The 17,333-nt window shown below is 50.3% G+C and carries 18 protein-coding genes; 5 read left to right on the plus strand and 13 right to left on the minus strand.

Annotated features, from left to right (window positions below; all coding sequences use genetic code 11):
• Positions 1 to 212: 212 nt before the first annotated feature.
• The 12 genes from GX441_07895 to GX441_07950 form a co-directional block, all read right to left on the minus strand.
• Positions 213 to 923, minus strand: coding sequence for a nucleotide-binding protein (locus GX441_07895; protein ID NLI98563.1), 711 nt, complete (start codon positions 921 to 923; stop codon positions 213 to 215).
• Between the two features lie 75 nt (positions 924 to 998).
• Complete coding sequence (amrA, locus tag GX441_07900; protein ID NLI98564.1) at positions 999 to 1,550, minus strand: AmmeMemoRadiSam system protein A; 552 nt, start codon at positions 1,548 to 1,550, stop codon at positions 999 to 1,001.
• Between the two features lie 3 nt (positions 1,551 to 1,553).
• Positions 1,554 to 2,378, minus strand: coding sequence for an AmmeMemoRadiSam system protein B (gene amrB / locus GX441_07905; GenBank protein NLI98565.1), 825 nt, complete (start codon positions 2,376 to 2,378; stop codon positions 1,554 to 1,556).
• A 68-nt stretch (positions 2,379 to 2,446) separates the two neighbouring features.
• Entirely contained in the window at positions 2,447 to 2,743 is a 297-nt protein-coding gene (locus GX441_07910) for a tetratricopeptide repeat protein (GenBank protein ID NLI98566.1), read from the minus strand.
• Positions 2,721 to 3,410, minus strand: coding sequence for a TrkA family potassium uptake protein (locus GX441_07915; protein NLI98567.1), 690 nt, complete (start codon positions 3,408 to 3,410; stop codon positions 2,721 to 2,723). Before GX441_07915 ends, GX441_07910 begins: the two co-directional genes overlap by 23 nt.
• A gap of 135 nt (positions 3,411 to 3,545) precedes the next feature.
• On the minus strand, positions 3,546 to 4,883 hold the full coding sequence (locus GX441_07920) for a Trk family potassium uptake protein (GenBank protein ID NLI98568.1): 1,338 nt from the start codon (positions 4,881 to 4,883) through the stop codon (positions 3,546 to 3,548).
• 131 nt (positions 4,884 to 5,014) lie between these two features.
• Complete coding sequence (locus GX441_07925; protein NLI98569.1) at positions 5,015 to 6,421, minus strand: Trk family potassium uptake protein; 1,407 nt, start codon at positions 6,419 to 6,421, stop codon at positions 5,015 to 5,017.
• A gap of 221 nt (positions 6,422 to 6,642) precedes the next feature.
• Positions 6,643 to 7,677 (minus strand): hypothetical protein, encoded by a 1,035-nt coding sequence (locus tag GX441_07930; GenBank protein NLI98570.1) that lies wholly within the window; start codon positions 7,675 to 7,677, stop codon positions 6,643 to 6,645.
• Positions 7,674 to 8,378, minus strand: coding sequence for a hypothetical protein (locus GX441_07935; GenBank protein ID NLI98571.1), 705 nt, complete (start codon positions 8,376 to 8,378; stop codon positions 7,674 to 7,676). The genes GX441_07930 and GX441_07935 overlap by 4 nt, the downstream gene beginning before the upstream one ends.
• Positions 8,375 to 9,253 (minus strand): hypothetical protein, encoded by an 879-nt coding sequence (locus GX441_07940; GenBank protein ID NLI98572.1) that lies wholly within the window; start codon positions 9,251 to 9,253, stop codon positions 8,375 to 8,377. Before GX441_07940 ends, GX441_07935 begins: the two co-directional genes overlap by 4 nt.
• Before the next feature lie 9 nt (positions 9,254 to 9,262).
• Complete coding sequence (locus GX441_07945) at positions 9,263 to 10,054, minus strand: hypothetical protein (GenBank protein ID NLI98573.1); 792 nt, start codon at positions 10,052 to 10,054, stop codon at positions 9,263 to 9,265.
• 9 nt (positions 10,055 to 10,063) lie between these two features.
• Complete coding sequence (locus GX441_07950; GenBank protein ID NLI98574.1) at positions 10,064 to 11,266, minus strand: fibronectin type III domain-containing protein; 1,203 nt, start codon at positions 11,264 to 11,266, stop codon at positions 10,064 to 10,066.
• Positions 11,267 to 11,449: 183 nt separating this feature from the next.
• Between GX441_07950 and GX441_07955 the strand changes: the two genes are divergently transcribed.
• From GX441_07955 to GX441_07975, 5 genes are all read left to right on the plus strand, one after another.
• On the plus strand, positions 11,450 to 11,752 hold the full coding sequence (locus GX441_07955) for a helix-turn-helix transcriptional regulator (GenBank protein NLI98575.1): 303 nt from the start codon (positions 11,450 to 11,452) through the stop codon (positions 11,750 to 11,752).
• A complete protein-coding gene (locus GX441_07960; GenBank protein ID NLI98576.1) occupies positions 11,749 to 12,969 on the plus strand; it encodes an MFS transporter in 1,221 nt (406 codons plus the stop codon). Before GX441_07955 ends, GX441_07960 begins: the two co-directional genes overlap by 4 nt.
• 46 nt (positions 12,970 to 13,015) lie before the next feature.
• Entirely contained in the window at positions 13,016 to 13,849 is an 834-nt protein-coding gene (locus GX441_07965) for a site-specific DNA-methyltransferase (protein ID NLI98577.1), read from the plus strand.
• Positions 13,846 to 14,619, plus strand: a complete 774-nt coding sequence (locus GX441_07970) for a cytosolic protein (protein ID NLI98578.1) — start codon at positions 13,846 to 13,848, stop codon at positions 14,617 to 14,619. Before GX441_07965 ends, GX441_07970 begins: the two co-directional genes overlap by 4 nt.
• Before the next feature lie 174 nt (positions 14,620 to 14,793).
• Complete coding sequence (locus GX441_07975; protein NLI98579.1) at positions 14,794 to 16,590, plus strand: phosphoenolpyruvate carboxykinase (ATP); 1,797 nt, start codon at positions 14,794 to 14,796, stop codon at positions 16,588 to 16,590.
• A 442-nt stretch (positions 16,591 to 17,032) separates the two neighbouring features.
• On the opposite strand, the gene GX441_07980 is transcribed toward GX441_07975, so the two are convergent.
• Positions 17,033 to 17,333: RNA-binding protein (locus GX441_07980; GenBank protein NLI98580.1), on the minus strand; the 301-nt coding region annotated here is incomplete at its 5' end.

The following is a 17,333-nucleotide window of genomic DNA, read 5'->3' on the forward strand; positions in this document are numbered from 1 at the left end:
TTATTGTTGGGAACTACTTTATCAGCCCTGCGGCCTTGAGTTCCTGCTCGATGTCAAGAACCTTTTCTTCGATTGACTCGTTGAATTCGATGCGTGAAACGCCCGCGAGGATACAGACACGGCTAATGTAGGGGCCGGTTTTGACACCTGCAGAGTCCGCTTCGCGTCAAACCGACCCGCGTCTGTTTTCGGGCCGACCTCAAGGTCGGCCCCTACATTATCTTGTTAAATAGATTCGTAGCTTTTAGTTCTTCTTTTATTTTAAAGAACTTTTCCTCTACTGATTCTTTGAACCAGATTATCTCTACACCACCAAAATCAGAATGGATTTCAGTTCCTTCCTTAATAATTATGCAAACGTTTTGTTGCCCCAAATATTCGCAAAACCACCCAAGTTCAAAGAAAACGTTTGGCCTTGCCTGAAAATACTCTTTCCCTTTCGACGTGGTAACTTTATCATCAGGAGTCATCATAATAAAAGCGAATCGCGCGTTCTTAGCTTCTTCTTCAAACTTAGTAAGCAAAAATCTGCTTCTCCCCGCCTTCTTGAACAATATAACTGGGTCCAGGTGGAGTTCGTCCTTTAGAAAATCTTCTAGTTTTAAAAGATTGGCTTCGTCATGGCCGTGAACGATGAAAACTTTGTTTACAGCTTCAATATCAGTTTTACTGCTTATTAAGTCTGCCTTACTTGGCTGTTTTAGGTCTATTATTACTTTGCTTAAAAACTTATAAAGAGAATCAACAAATGGAATCAGATTCGTTGTCCATGGATTCTTCGGCCGAGTTATTTCACTAAGTGTTTGAGCATCTTTATGGAGTCCTTTATCTTCAAGAAACTTAACCAACTGATTGTGTAAATCAATCGCCTTTTCAGTAAAATCTTTTTCTATATTTGGTATGGAATTATTGCCTAAATCCAAACGTATCTCGGAAATTTTATCTCGAAACTTTTAGAGGACTTGAATGATTTCTTTTACAAGCATACGTGGCTATTCCTACTCCCCGAAGACCTCGCCCGAGAAGACGAACAGCTCGGTGTCCTCGTCATGCCAGCAGGAGGAGGGCAGACCTGCCTTGCGGCAGGTGTGGGCGAGAAACGTGTCGCGGTCCCAGCCCTCTTCGACAGGTACCTGCGGGAGCAGGACGCCCTGGTAAGGACCTTTGCGTACTAAGAGTCCGTGCTTGCCGACCTGGACTTCCGAAGGATTGTCTATCTGACGCAGAGGCGAAAGAACGGTGATTTCGATGTCTATTTTCGGATACTCGGCTGGCGAAAGAGGTGGAAATCGCGGGTCGCCGAACGCGGCTGAACGCGCCATCTCGGCAACGGTCAGATAGAGCGGCTTGTACCCAACGATATAACCTATGCATCCGCGAAGCATGCCGCGGATATGAAGGGTAACGAACGCACCCTGCTTCTCGGCAAGACGGGCGGTCAAGGGCCGCTCTGGATTCCAGAAGTTGTCATCCAGCTTTTCCTTTATAGCCCTGCGCGCAATACGGAGAAGTTCGGCGCGTTCCTCGTGTGTAAGAGCTTCTTCAATCATAATTTATGCTCCTGTAAAAGCGAATGCAGAATAGCCAACCACGTACCCTGAGCGCATTCCGGTAACGTCGTTCGAGTTGTAAGCTGCAAGAAGTCGAGCCTTTGTGATTCCAAGACTTGCGGAAGCCTTAAGAAAGGCAACAAGCCCGTCACCGCCGCATGCTGCGGCTTCGCCCGAACCTAAAGCGCCTTGAAGTCCTTCTGCATCGACGTTGGATACGTAACTTATGGTTTTCTCGTCGGATTTCCTGCATTCATCGTACGACTCGCCGTGGTAGAGGTCGGTTGAAACAAGGACAATAATGTCAGGGTTTGAGCCTACGATTTCAATCAGAGCATCGGCAAGAATGTTAGCATGCCCGGAGTAAGGGGGTGTAAGTATTGGAACTATCTTGACATGCGGAAGAACGGATGCGAGAGGAGGTATTTGGACTTCGAGGGAATGTTCGGCCTGGTGAGCGCTTATCTCAACCTGAAAAGCCTTGTCGAATTCGAGAAATCTTCGTGAGATTTTGGAGTCGACCTCGAGGCCGCCGAGAGGGGAGTTCCAGACACCTTCTGGAAAGACCTGTAAGGAGCGAACCATAACATGATGCTGAGGTCCAATCATCACTACCGATTCTATGCTACGATTTTTCAGTTGGTTATACGCCTCGGCAGCCGCCTGGCCCGAGTATATCCATCCGGCATGCGGTACCTGTATCCCTTTCACGGGTTCATCTATTCTGGCGGTGGCGCATCTTTCAAAAAAAACGCTCCACATCCTCTGAGCCTCCTGGGGGTCGGATGGATAAAATTGATCTGCCCACATCGGCTTGCGTATCTTCATCTCCTCCTCCATGATTAAGTCAGTCCTGAAACAGGGCAGGCTTTCTCAGCCTTCGACTTTACGGATTATTACTGTCCAACAAGCTTATCAAGGTGTTCGCGGGCTTCCGTGTGGTCGGGGTCCAGTTCCAAAGCCCTTCGGAACTCTCTTTTCGCCTTCTCGAAATCGTTCGTGCCCTCAAGAGCAAGACCATAAAGATAATGAAGAAGGGGGTTGGAGTCATCAAGTTCGCGCGCCTCCTTAAGCACCTTTACCGCTTCGGAATACTTCTGATTAAGTATGTAGAACTCACCGGTTTCAATAAGTTCGCCAACCATATCGGGTGTTTTTTTTGCCATATCCTTAGAGTTTTTTAACGCGTTCAATATCTTCGTCTCGGCCTATTAAGACAAGCGTGTCGCCTTCCCTTATCTCGTCTTCCGCACCAGGGGCAATGTTTATCTTGTCCTCGATATCGGGCAGTCCCTTCTTGGAGATTGTTGGAACCTTGCTTTTTATCGCGATGACGTTGACCCCGAATCGCTTGCGGAGGTGTATCTCGACAAGCTTCTTCCCGATAGTCTCCTTGGGCGCGGCTATCTCGACCAGGCTGTACTCCTCACTCAGCTCTATCACATCGAATATGTGCGGCGAGAGAAGGTTTTCCACGACCCTTACCGCCATATCCCTTTCGGGAAAAACAATCTTATCTGCCCCGATTCGCCTCAAGAGCTTTGCATGCTGCTCGTCCGTAACCTTTACTATTACCTCTGGAACGCCGATCTCCTTGAGAAGCATGGTTACGAGCAGGCTGTCGGCAATCGACTCGCCGAAGCTTACGAGCGCCGTGTCGACTTCGTCAACCCCTGCATCTCTTAAGGATTTTGCATCAGTAGCGTCGAGTTCGACGGCGTTGGACAGCTCGTTTCCGATTTCTTCTACCTTTTGCGAGTCATGGTCGCAGGCAAGCACCTCGTAGCCTCTCTTCGCAAGCTCCCGGGCTACGGCGGAACCGAATTTGCCAAGGCCTATCACGGCAAATTTTTTGGACATTCAGTTTGCCTCTTTATTAGTATGGGTCAGACAATCCTCACTATGAATGTGTTCACGTCGAGATTTTACAACCGAGCTAAAAAAAGTCAAGCGCGCAACCTGAGCTCCCCAATAAGGATAAATCCTGAATCTAGTCTACCCGACATAGATATCCTCCCTTGCAAACTTGAACGAAACCTTTTTCGGCTCTCCAAGCAGCGAAAATCCTATTGCCAATGGCCCAATCCTGCCAATAAACATGGTCAGACTGAGGAGGACACGTCCTACAGGGGTAAGATTCGCGGTAATTCCGGTGGACAAGCCGCCGTTTCCGAAAGCTGAAATTACTTCAAAAAGAATCTGCATAAAGGTTCCTTTTTCCGTAAAGACCAGAGCGAGCGTGATTATTGCGACCAGCAGCAGAGAAAGTGACGCAATAGCGAAGGATGTATCAATCAACTCAGGAGGGATGCGTCTTTTGTATATGTTGGCATCAGGGCTTCTCTTAAGAAGTGACAGAACGAAAAGGATGATGACCCCGAAGGTCGTGGTCTTTATGCCTCCTCCGGTGCTTCCCGGTGAGGCGCCGATGAACATGAGTATCATGAGGAAGAAGAGACTCGGGGCCATCAGGCCGCCGACGTCGACGGTATTGAATCCGGTTGTCGTTTCAGCGGACACAGCCTGGAAGAACGCGTTCATAAGCTGTCTGCCTATTGGGAGATTCGATCTTCCGAGTTCCGAAAAGAAAACAACAAAGGTGCCTATTACGACAATAACCGCCGTTACCGTAAGCACCATCTTGGTGTGCAGCGACAGCCTGTGAGGCCACTTCCTGGCTATGGTTTTCTGGGATTGACGGTACATGTCGAAAAGGACGAAGAAGCCGACTGCGCCGGCAATGGAAATCACTTCTTCAACGAGGTTTACGTAAACGCTAGCCTGGCACGAAACAAGGCTGTCCGGGAAAAGTCCGAATCCGGCGGTGCAGAACGCCGACACGGAATGGAAGAAACCGAGCCACAGAGCGCGAGGAAGAGGATAGTAAGACATCCAGTAAAGGGTCAGGAGCAGGGCGCCGCCTAATTCAAACGCAAGGGTAAAGAGTATTACCGCTTTCGCAAAACTCTTGGTATTGCCTATCGGCGCCCCGGCCATGGATTCCTTGAAGCTTGCCTTGCTCACGTGATTCGGTTTCCTGTTCAACGCATAGGCGATAAGTACAATGAAGACCATGAAGCCTATGCCGCCTATCTGGAAGATAATAAGCATGACTATCTGGCCGAACAGATTGTAAAAGCTGCCCGTGTCCTGCACCACAAGGCCGGTCGTCGAGATGCAGGATGCCGAAGTAAAGAGCGCATCAATAAAAGACTGCCAAACGCCTTTGGTGTTCGAGATGGGCAACGTCAAAAGGAAAGCCCCCAGAATAGTAATCAGGAGGAAGCCGAGGACGACCGATTGCAGGGGCGTCAGTCTGGTGCGCTTTTTCACTTAGTCTTTCCCATTAAAGCGCAAAAAGTGGAATAAAAAAAGTAATCCGCAGATAATAGTTCAGCTCTCATTTTTAAAGGTAATTCCTATGAAAAGTACCCTAGGGATCCTTGCTCTTTTATTAAAACCATCTACCCTACCACTATATTGGCTTTTGCAGGTCTTACACGGGTGGAACTTCCACCTGAGAAGAGCGCCGAACCAATAGTTATTGTTCCTACTTTGCCGAAGAACATGGTTAATATCAATACCATTTTGCCCCAGGTGTTGAAATCGGCGGCGAAAGAGAGAACGGGCGAGGTTTTTGACCCCATGGACAGGCCAACGGTTCCGAAGGCGGAGAAAACCTCGAACGCCGAGCGTGAAATATCTTTTCCACCGTTAAATACTACGCAAAGGAATGTTGATGTCAATACCAGGAGTGCCGAAAGTACCACTATGGTTATGGAACGCTGAACCTGTTCGGGTTTTATACTCCGCTTGAGCATAACTATCTCGCTGCGGCCCCGAAGCACCCTTATCACCTCGGCCAAAAGAAGCGAAAAGGAGGTCGTCTTAACGCCCCCGCCCGTCCCACCTGGCGAAGCGCCTATGAACATGAGAATCATCATAAAAAACAGGGTATATGAGCGCATTCCGCCGACGGCTGCGAGGTTGTAACCGGCAGTGCGCGGGGTTATAGAGGCGAAAAAAGCATTTAGTATCTTGTAGCCTGCGGGGAGGTCCCTGAAGGCGCCGTTCCATTCGGCAATTCCGATGATGAGGGCTCCAACGCATATGAGTACGGCAGTGGATATCAAAACAAGCTTTGTGTGCGACGCAAGTCTCATGTTTTCGCCCTTTATGCGTTTGTAAATATCGCTTATAACAATGAACCCCAAACCGCCAGAGATTATTAGAGCCGCTATCACGGGGCCGACAACTGGGTCCTGGGTAAAACGACCAAGGTTATCTGAAAACGTTGAGAATCCGGCGTTGCAGAAAGCTGAAATCGAGTGAAAAATACCGTAATATGCCGACTGTCCCCACTCCATGCCGTATTTGAACCTGAACCAGAAGGTAAGAACTAACGCTCCTAGAGCTTCGACGACCAAGGTGACCTTAATGATGGTAAATGCGAAGCGTCTCAGGTTTCCAAAGGATAGGAAGTTTATGGACTCCTTCATGAGAAGCCTGTGGCGCAGGGTCGCCTTCTGCCCCAGAAGAAAGAAGAAGGCGGATGAAAGGGTCATGTAGCCAAGGCCTCCAATCTGGATGAGTAGGAGGATAACAATCTGACCGAAAAGTGTGAAGTCGACTGGCGTATCCTTCACGATGAGTCCGGTAACGCAAGTAGCCGAAGTAGACGTAAAAAGGGCATCTATGAACGAACACCCGTGCGATGCAAAGGGGAGAGACAGAAGACCCGTTCCCGTGAGTATCATTATGGCGTAGCCCAGCAGAAGGAGTGCGCCAGGGTTAACAGCCGAATGAACCTTTAAGGAGCCGGCAAGCGGAAAGCTCTTGAACGCCGATCCTTTCATTCTCATTTCTTCCACAACTGGATTTTCCACTTAGAAAGCTTGTTGTCAACAGAGAAGTAAGTACCACATATCCGGCAAGGAATCGACATCATCTTTTTCCTTGGTTGGAGAGTGTCGAAATCTCCGGTTGCGCTCAGTAACGACATATCATCCTTTGAGTGTTTTTGAGTTTCAGGCCACGGGAATACGCTTGTAAAGTTGCGATTATCCAGAGATGATTTAAGGATAAACATCCCCTAAAGCCTAAGTTTTTCGATGTTTACATCTTGAGCAGGCGAAACAGAGATTACCTTTTCTACTCCGTTATGACAAAGAGTTACTTTGATTTCCGGTTCATTCTTCAAATCCGAATACCGCGCAACAATGCTTGCAGCCCACAGCAAAACTGTGTTTGCTTGCGGGTACTCCGGCAATCCTTGACTGAGGTCGTCCCCGAATGATTCAAGGAATAACAGGCCTACGGGGCTGCCTGCCTCTTTTACATCGAGGAATACCCTTGACTTGTCCGGATGACGCAAAAGCTCTTCGTTGTCATTCTGGTTCTTTCCGACAATGAGCTTTGGACCCAGGGGGTGCCTGAAATGCCTGCCTACCTTGAGGAGCGCAACCTGCTCGTCCGTGAGTTCCAGGGGGCGCTCGAGTATATCGCGGAGTTTTCTTGAATATCCGGGTTCGGTAAGAAGGCATCCGCCTGAGGGAGTAGCGAACTCGGTGATTCCCCATTTCGATGCGAGTTCAAGCTGCGGCTTGCGGCCCCTGCCCTGAATGGAGAGGAGTCTTGGGCGATCTATAAGGCCGCTCGTCTCGATTTCGGTAGATGGAAGGAGGGTGGCGGAAAGCGGACGGAGCAGTCTTCCCTCAAGTCCTGATTCGCGTTCTATGATATCGAGGGAGAGCCGGTTCTGGCTCATAGGCCGCTCGCCAAGCACCTCCCCTGTTGCAGCCGCATCAAAGCCTTCGGACTCAATTATTCGCTTTGCTTCGCGGAGGAACAGTATCTTGCAGTCTATGCAGGCGTTGAGGGCTCGGCCGAAACCATGAGGGGGCGACGTAAGCAGAGGCAGATAGTCGTGGAGGGATATCCTTGTCCTGCGGATGCTGATGCCCCATTCGCCGAGATAGCGCTCGCCCGGCAATCCCGATTCCTTACCAGTAAAAGGGGTCATGAAATGCACTGCCTCGACACGGGCGCCAAGCTCGACAAGGAGTCTTGAAGCAATAAGACTGTCCAGTCCGCCGGAGAAGAGCAAAAGAATCCGGGGTCTTCTCACTTAACTATTCCGATAACCCTCAAAGTTCCTATGGCCCAGTCGTTTACTAGAAAGTAAAGCCTGCCTATGAGAAGCGATATACGCGACATGACCGTGTATCCGAATGCGGCGCCGAAGGAGACCATGATGAAGATAATACCGACGCGCGACACTCCGCCAAGAAAACCGGTATGAGGCTTGGAGAAGTAGAAATAGATAAGCGTTGCAACCACGCCCACGAAAAGAAGGATATTGCCGACAATGGTCCAGAGATCATAGCCCTGGGACCACAAGGGCAGGAGAGTGGCCTGTATCTGAGGCAGAAGAAAACCCTGAATGCCGCCGGTAATTCCGAGACCCGAGCCGAGACCGACTGCGAATGCTATAGGCCAGCGGGAAAGCCAGCTTACCTTAGGTCCGAACCAGCGCGTCAGCATGAGAAGGCCGAGAACGGTGGGAATGATGAGTATCAGCGCTTCAGCGAGGCCGTTGGCTGCATTGACGCCGCCTGTCCTGTACAGCGCGATGTTCTGGAAGAACGGCTTAACCAGAAGTTCCTCCATCGTTGACTTGGCGAGCGTGATAACCACGTATGCGGCTGAAGCGCCGACGTACAGATGCTCGGCGAATTTGTACAAAGGATTGTCACGGTAAAGGAAGGAAAGAATTGCTATAGTGAGCGTAGCCGCTATCCATATTCCGAGGATTGTTGCGAAGTTCATTTCTTCCTCCTCTGAAAGATATCAACCGCAAAATCAGCGGCCGAGCCTATGAGTATGAGAACGATTATTAGAATGTGCGCAGTGGACTGGGCAGGCATTCCGCCGCTGGCCGCGCCGGGTTTTCCAAGAAGAGACTCGTATTCGCTTGCGCCCTTAAGCCCGCCCACGAGTCCTACGAGCTGGCCCGACTGGATATAGGTGTAGAGTCCAGGAGCGTTGACGCCCGTGACTCCGGCTATTATCTTCTGTCCGAAACGGCCTCCGGCAAACTCGACCCACGCATCCACAATGGGTCCGTGCGCGTAGCTCACGAGAAGGGCTATGTCGTTGTAGTTGTGCACGTTCTTCATGATGGGAAAGCTGTCAACACTGACGCCCTTGTAGTCCGAGGGATAAAAATCGCGTATCTCGCGGCCCAGGCCGACCATTACCGCCGTGTAACCAGGGTTGTAGGAAAGGTAAAGGTAGTCCTTCCCGTACTCTTTATGAAAATGGGGATTACCGGTTTTCTCGTACTCTTTTACGTTGCGGTCGTTGTATTCAGCGGCGATTCTTTCTATGCCCATCTGTCCCAAAGGCAGTCCCTGCACGATGTGACCCACAAGAAGTATCTTAAGATCCTTCCTGAAGGCATGAGCGGTCATTGCATCCAGCATCGGCTGACACTCGGGAGAACTCGTTGCATCGTAATCCACTGAAAGCATTAGGACAGACCCGGCGGGGAGCTTTTCGATGGCGTCATAGGCGTCTCGGACTTGTTTGCCTACCTCGAACGGAATAGGTATCCTTAAAAGCAAGGGAATAAGCACAACCAGGGTGACGAGTATGAATATGACCCGCCGGTCGATTCTGGAAAGCCAATTGATGAATTTCATCGCTTCCTCCTAAGTAGACGAGATGTAGGTTCGCTCAATGCCGAGAATGAGCCTGATGGACATGGCTATTCCGCCCAGGACAAGGCCGATGAATATTCCGCGTTGTGCGGCGGTCTGGGGAACCGACATTATCCATTCCTGAATTTGGGGGGCCAGCCGCACGTAGTCCTTGGCGAAGACAAGAACCGCAACCCCGAAGCCCAATCCGAGTGCTGAGAGTATTACGCCTGCCACAGGCTTGCGGATGACGATGCGGTAAACGCCGGCCGCAGCAATCAGAACGGCAAGCATCACCGCCGAAGGCAGTATGCCGATGCTCAACCTGCCTATCATGACAAGAATCGCTGCGATGAGGAGCAGGGTTGCGTCGAACGTTCTTGCGCGGAAGGCGCGGTAAGCGGCGGAAGCGATAAAGAACGCAAGCAGGGAGAACATCGTTCCCTGCAGCGGAACTATTATCCAGTTATAGACCCAGAAGAAACCGCCAATCTTGTCTATGGATGAAAGCTCGAAAGGCGAGCCGAAGCGCGCCCAGGTCACTATGCCGGAGACAAGAGTGCCTACTATTCCGACGAGAGTCACAAGACTGAAGAACCAGTCGCGCTCCTTGCGCACCATTCTTGTAAGGTGATGCCTGACTAGACTGTCTATTCCAAGGAGCGCCGTGAAACCTCCGATGATGGAGAACCACACGAGCATTCGCTGCTCCATGCTCCCGAACGGCTCGCGCGGGATAAAGAAGGTGACTGTGATGAAAACACCCGAAAGGAATGTTATGATGAGTGGAACTGTTTTTTTCATATCTGGCTCCTACAGGGTATTGAAGAATTCAACGAACCGGTTGAAGAAATCGAGCACCCAGTTAGAGGACTCCGGAACCTTGAGCGCTTCCAGTATCCCGCCTACCGTGCCGAGAAGCGTGCCCGCTAGGAGTAGGAAGATGATGCCTATCTTTGCGATGTCCTCGCTCTTCAGGGAACCCATCAGCTGCGGCTCGCGGTCGATGTAGGCGGATGCAGCGTACAGTTCTTCTCCGAGAAGGGTGTAGTCGCAAGCGGCTACGAAAAACGGCAGCTGCGTAACCATGGATGTTCCGGCAATCTGTATGGCGCCAACGCTGTGGCCTGTTTCGGCGAGGATAAGCGCCTCGGCGTAAAAAGTTCCCTGCAGGAAAACGGTGCCGGGCTTTTCCCTTATCAGGATACCGTCGACACCCGCTGCGTAACCAAACTGGTCGGCAGTGAGAAACGAAATATCATCCTCCCTGTAAAGATCGGGCCTGCCCGCTTCCATGAAAGCCTGCTTGACCGTCTCCTGCGCAGCCGTCATGACTATCGGGTCGCAGTTGGGTATGATGAGGCGGGTTTCGTACTGGGCGGCGCGCTTGGCTATTCTTCTGAGAATGGAGAGGGCGGCAAGCGTAGCCAGATCGGTAAGCCCGCCTATGCCGAAGGTGAAAAGGATAGGCTTGCCCATCTCGGTGGAGCGGCCCACGGCTTCGTCCACCGCGTCAAGACCGGCGATGCGCCGGATGAACATGTTGCGGTTTCGCTTGGCAAGCTCTATGTAGAGTATTACCACAAATCCGTAAACCACAGCCACGATAAGAACCGCCCAGCGGGCCTTATTGAACCAGTGAGCCTTGGACTGAACAGGCCCGGCAATGAGAGACGGAGCGGTTTGACCGTCGTTGGACTCTGCATCCACCCGGTAGTAGTAGTCAACCTTGTCCCGAAGCGCGGTGGTGTCGTTGTCGGTGTAATAGAAGACGGGCGTGACGAACTCAACAACCTTCGTGAAAGGTCCGGAGGCGGATTGGGCGCGGTACACGGTATAGGTTTTGATGCGCGCCGAATCCCGAGAAGGATTCCAGGAAAGCTCTATGCTCCTTCCGGCGTCGTTTGGTGTATCCTCTGCTGCAAGCTCCGTTACAGGCGCTGGAGGCTCAAGTTTCACCGACGAATCCGGAGGAGGAGTCTGGGCTATAAATAAAAGCAATATCCCCAAGATCACAATACTCCTCCTAGGGTTAGATTATTTCAAGTCTAAAGCTTATACCTGCTTGAGGGGTTGTCAAGTGTTTCTTAAGAGAGTATATTGAGATTGTTTGGTATATTCCGTTTACTTTCCCGGCATTCTGGACAAACTTGGGATTCACCGTATCATTATCGGAAATCGATATCGGAGTTCGTTAAGATGGATAAGCGGCTAAGACCATTGTATCTGGCATTCATAAAGCTTCACATACTCTGCCTTGCGGCAGAGGAGGAGGTTTACGGCGCCGCTATTAAGGAAGAGTTCGAGCGTCACGGCTACAATCTCTCGTACGGCACTCTCTATCCTATTCTGCATGGATTGGAGAAGGAAGGATATCTAAAGAGCTGTAAAAGAGTTGAAATGGGCAAGCAACGCAAATATTATGTACTAACACAGCCGGGCAGGATCTTTTTTAAAAAGGCGAAGGTAAAACTCAAGGAGTTAAGCGAGGAGCTACTATGAAGAAGGACGGAAGAAACATGCCTAATGAAGAGGTTTTAATCGGAAAGCAGAAGGCGCCTAGCGAGGGTAAACGCAACGTGTTTCTTTTCGGGATGATTAGCCTTTTCACGGACATCTCGAGCGAGATGATCTATTCCCTCGTCCCCGGCTTCCTTCGCTCGCTCGGCGCGACGTCCACTCTCATAGGACTCATCGAGGGAATAGCCGAGGCGACCGCCGCGCTTTCAAAATCCTTCTTCGGATGGCTATCGGACAGGCTAAAGAACCGCAAGCTCTTCGTTTTTCTTGGGTATAGTTTATCCGCTCTGTCAAAACCATTTCTTTTTCTTGCAGGGCATTGGAGCGCCGTTCTGGGAGTGAGATTTGCTGACCGCACAGGCAAGGGGCTTCGCTCTCCCGCTCGCGACGCCCTTCTTTCGCAGTCTGTTTCCGCAAAACGCCGGGGGCTCGGCTTCGGGTTCCAGCGCGCGATGGACAACCTTGGCGCTGCATCAGGACCCTTGCTCGCGATGCTGATTCTCTATCTCTCGCACAACAACATGCGGCTCGTTTTCCTACTCTCAGTTATCCCGGCGCTTATTGGCGTATCCTTCATCTTCTTTGTAAGGGAGATTCGCTCGCTTTCGAGGACGGTGAAGGAAGCGAGGAAGGACGGCCCGCTGGACGCACGCTTCATCTGGTTCTCTATTGCGATGGTCGTGTTCACGCTCGGCAACTCATCTAACGCATTCCTTTTATTGAGGGCGCAGGACTCGGGTATAAGCCTGTCGCTCGTTCCCTTGATTTGGACGGTCTACAGCGCAGTTGCCGCATTATCGAGCCCTGTGTTCGGACATCTCTCAGATAAGATTGGCAGGCGCTGGGTCATTCTTGTTTCCTTCGTTGTTTACTCCGCCGTCTACTTCCTTTTCGGGAACTTCTCGACGCCTCTGGCTATGTGGCTACTCTTTGCTGCATACGGAGTCCATCACGGGCTTTCGGAGGGCGTTTTCCGCGCATTCATCGCGGACCTGATTCCAGCAGAGCGCCGCGCTACCGCCTACGGGATTTATGAGACCATGATAGGACTCGCGCTCTTTCCTGCAAGCCTCATCTTCGGGCTTTTGTGGGATAAGCTTTCGCCGCAAATAGCGTTCTACACGGGCGCAGGCCTGTCCCTTCTCGCAGGGGTTATCTTTATCGTGACGCAAAGGGGGAGGAGGGGTGTGGATGACTGAAAAGTAAAAGGGTTGACAATAAGTTCCTATTTGACATAATAAAAATATGGAGTATCCCTTAGATGAGATCATTTGTGGAGATTGTGAAAAAGTTCTTAAAGACTTCCCAGATGATAGTATTGATCTTATCGTCACTTCTCCGCCGTATGCCGACAGCCGCGAAAAAACCTATGGCGGAATAAATCCTAATGAATACGTGTCATGGTTCTTGCCCCGGGCGGAACAATTCCTTAGGATTTTAAAACCAACAGGTACTTTCATCCTGAACATTAAAGAAAGAGTAGTTGCTGGGGAAAGACATACATACGTTATCGAATTGATTCTTGAGTTGAGAAAACAAGGTTGGTTATGGACTGAAGAATTCGTCTGGCATAAAAAAAACTGCTACCCAGGAAAGTGGCCCAATCGTTTCAGGGATGCGTGGGAGAGATGTCTGCAATTCAACAAGGATAAGAGATTTAACATGTATCAGAATAACGTAATGGTTCCAATGGGTAAGTGGGCAGAAACAAGATTAAAAAGGTTAAGCGATACTGACCAGATAAGAGATGAATCTAAGGTCAACAGTGGTTTTGGAAAGAATATCTCAAACTGGGTTGGGCGCGAAAAGGTTTACCCGACAAATGTACTTCATTTAGCTACAGAATGTGGTAATCGCGAACACAGTGCTACTTTTCCTGTAGCTTTGCCTGAGTGGTTCATAAAGCTTTTCACTCAACCTGGTGATGTGGTACTTGACCCCTTTATAGGTTCAGGCTCCACAGCCATTGCGGCTTTGAATCTAAACAGACACTTCATTGGCATTGATGTTTTGGAGGAATATTGCGAACTGGCACGAAACGCACTCAGAACCATGCCTCAAAGGAAATTGCCGATATGAAACAGTTGGATTTCGTCAAACCTCTTGATTTGAAGGAGGTTGAGAAATTTGTTGCTTCACATATAGCGAAGTTTCACCAAAGACGTCTTGAAAGTGCAGGCAAGATGGATTTGAAAGCTATCCTGAAGCGTAAAAATCCTTATTTGTTTAGAGCCAAGAATATGAACCGTGCGGGTGATTTGATAAACGGATTCCTTGATGCCGCGATTTCTTCCTCAGAGGAAGAGATATTCGGTGACTTCCTTGAGGATTTGGCTATATTTATTGCAAAAGAAACTTATGGTGCAGAGAAATCGCCTGCGCCGGGAATTGACTTTCAATTCAACAAAGATGGTATTACATATATTGTTTCAGTCAAATCAGGACCCAACTGGGGAAATAGTTCTCAACAAGATAAGCAAGAGGAAAACTTTAAAAGGGCAACAAAGGTTCTTAAGGGTTCAAGCCATACACGTCACGTAGAGGCTATCCTGGGTATCTGCTACGGAAAAACAAGAACAACTAGCCTTCGCGGCTACCAGAAGATTGTAGGTCAAAACTTCTGGTATTTCATCAGCGGAAACGAGAATCTTTATACAGATATTATCAAACCTTTAGGGCACAGAGCGAAAGAATGCAACGAGGAATTCCAAGCTAAAAGAGATGCATTGGCTAACCGCCTTACTATGGAATTCATGAAAGAGTTCTGTGACGAAAATGGCTACATCAATTGGATTAGGTTGATTCAACTTAACAGTGGGAATTTACACCTGAACCCCATAATTCACTAATCACTCCACGTTTTGACCAACTTCTGACCAGCTTTTGTCTATCTTCTGACTATAAAACGGGACTGCGTAGGGTCAAACGCGGCGTGGGTTTCAACCGCCCACTTGCAAACCTGAGACAGTTGAATATAATATCTTTCCCAAAACAAGTAAGCTGAACCACACCATGGAGGAAGAATGGGTCCAAAAAAGAGAGTATCTCCGGACTTAGATCCGCATCCATTTAACGTAATTTACATAAAGAATCCCTCTCAGGAGCAGTTGCGCCGCATGGCAATAGAGCACACGCCCGCCTGCTACACTACAAAGCACGGCAACGTGAACAAGATTGCCCGCAACAAGGCTCGCATGGCCAACTATACTTATATCATAGCCCCGGAGGAGGATAAGGCAAAGTATTCTGGAAACTTAATTGCGCCCGAGAAGGCTGAACAACTGCTGTGCGCGGTATGGGACTACATCGAGCGCCAGGGCAGGCTTATCGAGATACAGGGCTACTACGGCCTTTCAGAGAACGCCTCCGAGCGTTTTCCTATCCAATGGCTTTACACAATGCCTGCAGCAAACGTTGCGGGAATGCAGCAGGTACTTACGTTTCCGAGGGAGGACGTGGAGACCTCGGAGGAACGCTCGCAGGTATTCAAGCCCGTCATCCGCGTGGTCATGGTCCCCGAGTTTCCCTTATGCGATATGCCCGGCAAGCAGGCTATGTTAGTTGATCTTGAGAACTGGACCACCTGGGTCATAGGCGCCGATTACTTCGGGGAATCCAAGAAGGGCGCGCTCCGCATGCTTAACGACTACGTATACCAGCGCGGCGGATTGGTTCTCCATGCAGGAGCCAAGGCGGTATCGATCCAGGGCAAGCGTGTAACAATGGCGCTTCTTGGTCTCTCTGGAACGGGCAAGACGACAACGACATTCTCCAAACAGGGCGATACCAGCGAACCCATTCAGGACGACATGATATGCCTCTGGCCGAACGGTCGTATTTCGATTACGGAGAACGGCGCATTCGCAAAAACCTTCGGGTTAACGAGGCAGACAGAACCGATTATTTACAGAGGGTCGCTGGACAGCGCCGCATGGGTCGAGAACGTATATACGGATGCCGAAGGAGCGTACGACTTCTCAAAGAGCCGCATGACGGTCGAAGAGGTTCGCAGGTTCAGGACCTATCTCGTAATAACGGGCGCATCGGCGGAGAACATAGACGCATACATATCAGGAAAGGTCCGCTTCGAGGACAAAGTGGACGAGTACGGCACTCCTGCAGACGGTTGGGACTTCCTCGTCTGGACGCAGAACGGCCGCTCCGTAATCCCCATGTCAAAGATTGAGGGTGCGGCAGATTTACTGGACATACCTCCGCTTCAATCGATAGGGCTTCTTAACCGCGACGAGGGTCCTGACGCAGCAACACCCGGGATTGTCAGGTTCGTATCCATGGATCAGGCGGCCGCCTACTTCATGCTTGGCGAGACCTCAAAGACATCGGCAGCAGGCAAGGAACGCGGAAAAACCCGCTCCCCATTCACCCAGCCTTTCTTTCCGCGCGCAATGGGTCTTCAAGCGGTTCGATTTTCGGAACTTGCCAAGGATATTGACGATCTTGAAACCTGGATGATGAACACGGGCTACGTCGGCGGAGACCAGCTTGACGTTGATGCAGGCAAGGCGTTGAAGGTGAAGATAAAGCATTCTTCGGCCATGCTCGAGGCGATGCTTGCAAAGAAGATCGTCTGGAAGCTTGACCCCGATTTCGGATACGAGATAGCGGATGTGGATAATCCGAAGAACGCGGAGCTTTTAGCCAAGGTACCGAAGGAAGTGTTGAACCCCATGCTTTTCTTCGAACGCACGGGCAAGATGGACATCTACAAAGCCTGGGTCAAAAAGATGAAGGAGGAGCGAAGGGCGTTTCTCGAGAAGTACAAGGTTGACCCGAAGATAATAGCGACTATACCGAAATAGACACTACACAACCTTGCTCCGTAGCGTCGTGGGAATCCCATCTTTTACCCCGCAAAACCGCTTCGCGTTTTCGCGGGGACCCCATCCATTGAGTTTAGGATGCAGGGACCGGCTGCGTGTCTTCCAGACGCGAAAAAATCGGCGCTTAGCCCCGAACCCTTAATAATCCTTCGCTTCAACGCCAATAGTTCAATAAAGCCGATTAACAAACCTGGGCTACGAGATAAATCAGTATTTCAGGTTTCGTGGGTTCAATACAGGCAAATCGGTCAGGAGAAATCCTTCTAACGTTTCTTGGACGCTGGAATCTGGAGTTACTGACAGGCAGTTTTAAGTGCTGAAAACGATGGGGCCGGTCAGATGACCGGCCCCAAATTACCTACCCTAATCGATCTAGATCAAATTACGGTCAAGAAAAACGAGGAAGGTATTCATTGAAAGTTTACCAGCGTTTGCGGTCGTAGCTTGGTGCACGGTCGCGGTTATAACCGCCGCCGCTCGAACGATTGAAGCCGCCTTCTCTGTCGCCGCGCTCGCGCGGGGGACGGGCTTCCTCAACCTTGATCTCGCGACCGTCGTGTTCTGTTCCGCTGATGGCCGAAATGGCCGCTCTTGCTTCCTCGTCATTCGGCATTTCCACAAAGGCAAATCCGCGAGGGCTGTTGGTGTAGCGATCCTTGGGGACCCCTACATTGGATACTTCCCCGTGCTGCGAGAATATCTCGCGAACCTTATCCTCGGTA

The organism is bacterium, assembly GCA_012517375.1.
Taxonomy (GTDB): domain Bacteria; phylum Hydrothermota; class Tepidihabitantia; order B3-TA06; family B3-TA06; genus JAAYVC01.

Bases quoted from the DNA above. Each gene is read 5' to 3' on its own strand.
- amrA (NLI98564.1), bottom strand. From the start codon at position 1,550: ATGATTGAAGAAGCTCTTACACACGAGGAACGCGCCGAACTTCTCCGT.
- amrB (NLI98565.1), bottom strand. From the start codon at position 2,378: ATGAAGATACGCAAGCCGATGTGGGCAGATCAATTTTATCCATCCGAC.
- GX441_07915 (NLI98567.1), bottom strand. From the start codon at position 3,410: ATGTCCAAAAAATTTGCCGTGATAGGCCTTGGCAAATTCGGTTCCGCC.
- GX441_07935 (NLI98571.1), bottom strand. From the start codon at position 8,378: ATGAACTTCGCAACAATCCTCGGAATATGGATAGCGGCTACGCTCACT.
- GX441_07940 (NLI98572.1), bottom strand. From the start codon at position 9,253: ATGAAATTCATCAATTGGCTTTCCAGAATCGACCGGCGGGTCATATTC.
- GX441_07945 (NLI98573.1), bottom strand. From the start codon at position 10,054: ATGAAAAAAACAGTTCCACTCATCATAACATTCCTTTCGGGTGTTTTC.
- GX441_07955 (NLI98575.1), top strand. From the start codon at position 11,450: ATGGATAAGCGGCTAAGACCATTGTATCTGGCATTCATAAAGCTTCAC.
- GX441_07960 (NLI98576.1), top strand. From the start codon at position 11,749: ATGAAGAAGGACGGAAGAAACATGCCTAATGAAGAGGTTTTAATCGGA.
- GX441_07965 (NLI98577.1), top strand. From the start codon at position 13,016: ATGGAGTATCCCTTAGATGAGATCATTTGTGGAGATTGTGAAAAAGTT.
- GX441_07970 (NLI98578.1), top strand. From the start codon at position 13,846: ATGAAACAGTTGGATTTCGTCAAACCTCTTGATTTGAAGGAGGTTGAG.
- GX441_07975 (NLI98579.1), top strand. From the start codon at position 14,794: ATGGGTCCAAAAAAGAGAGTATCTCCGGACTTAGATCCGCATCCATTT.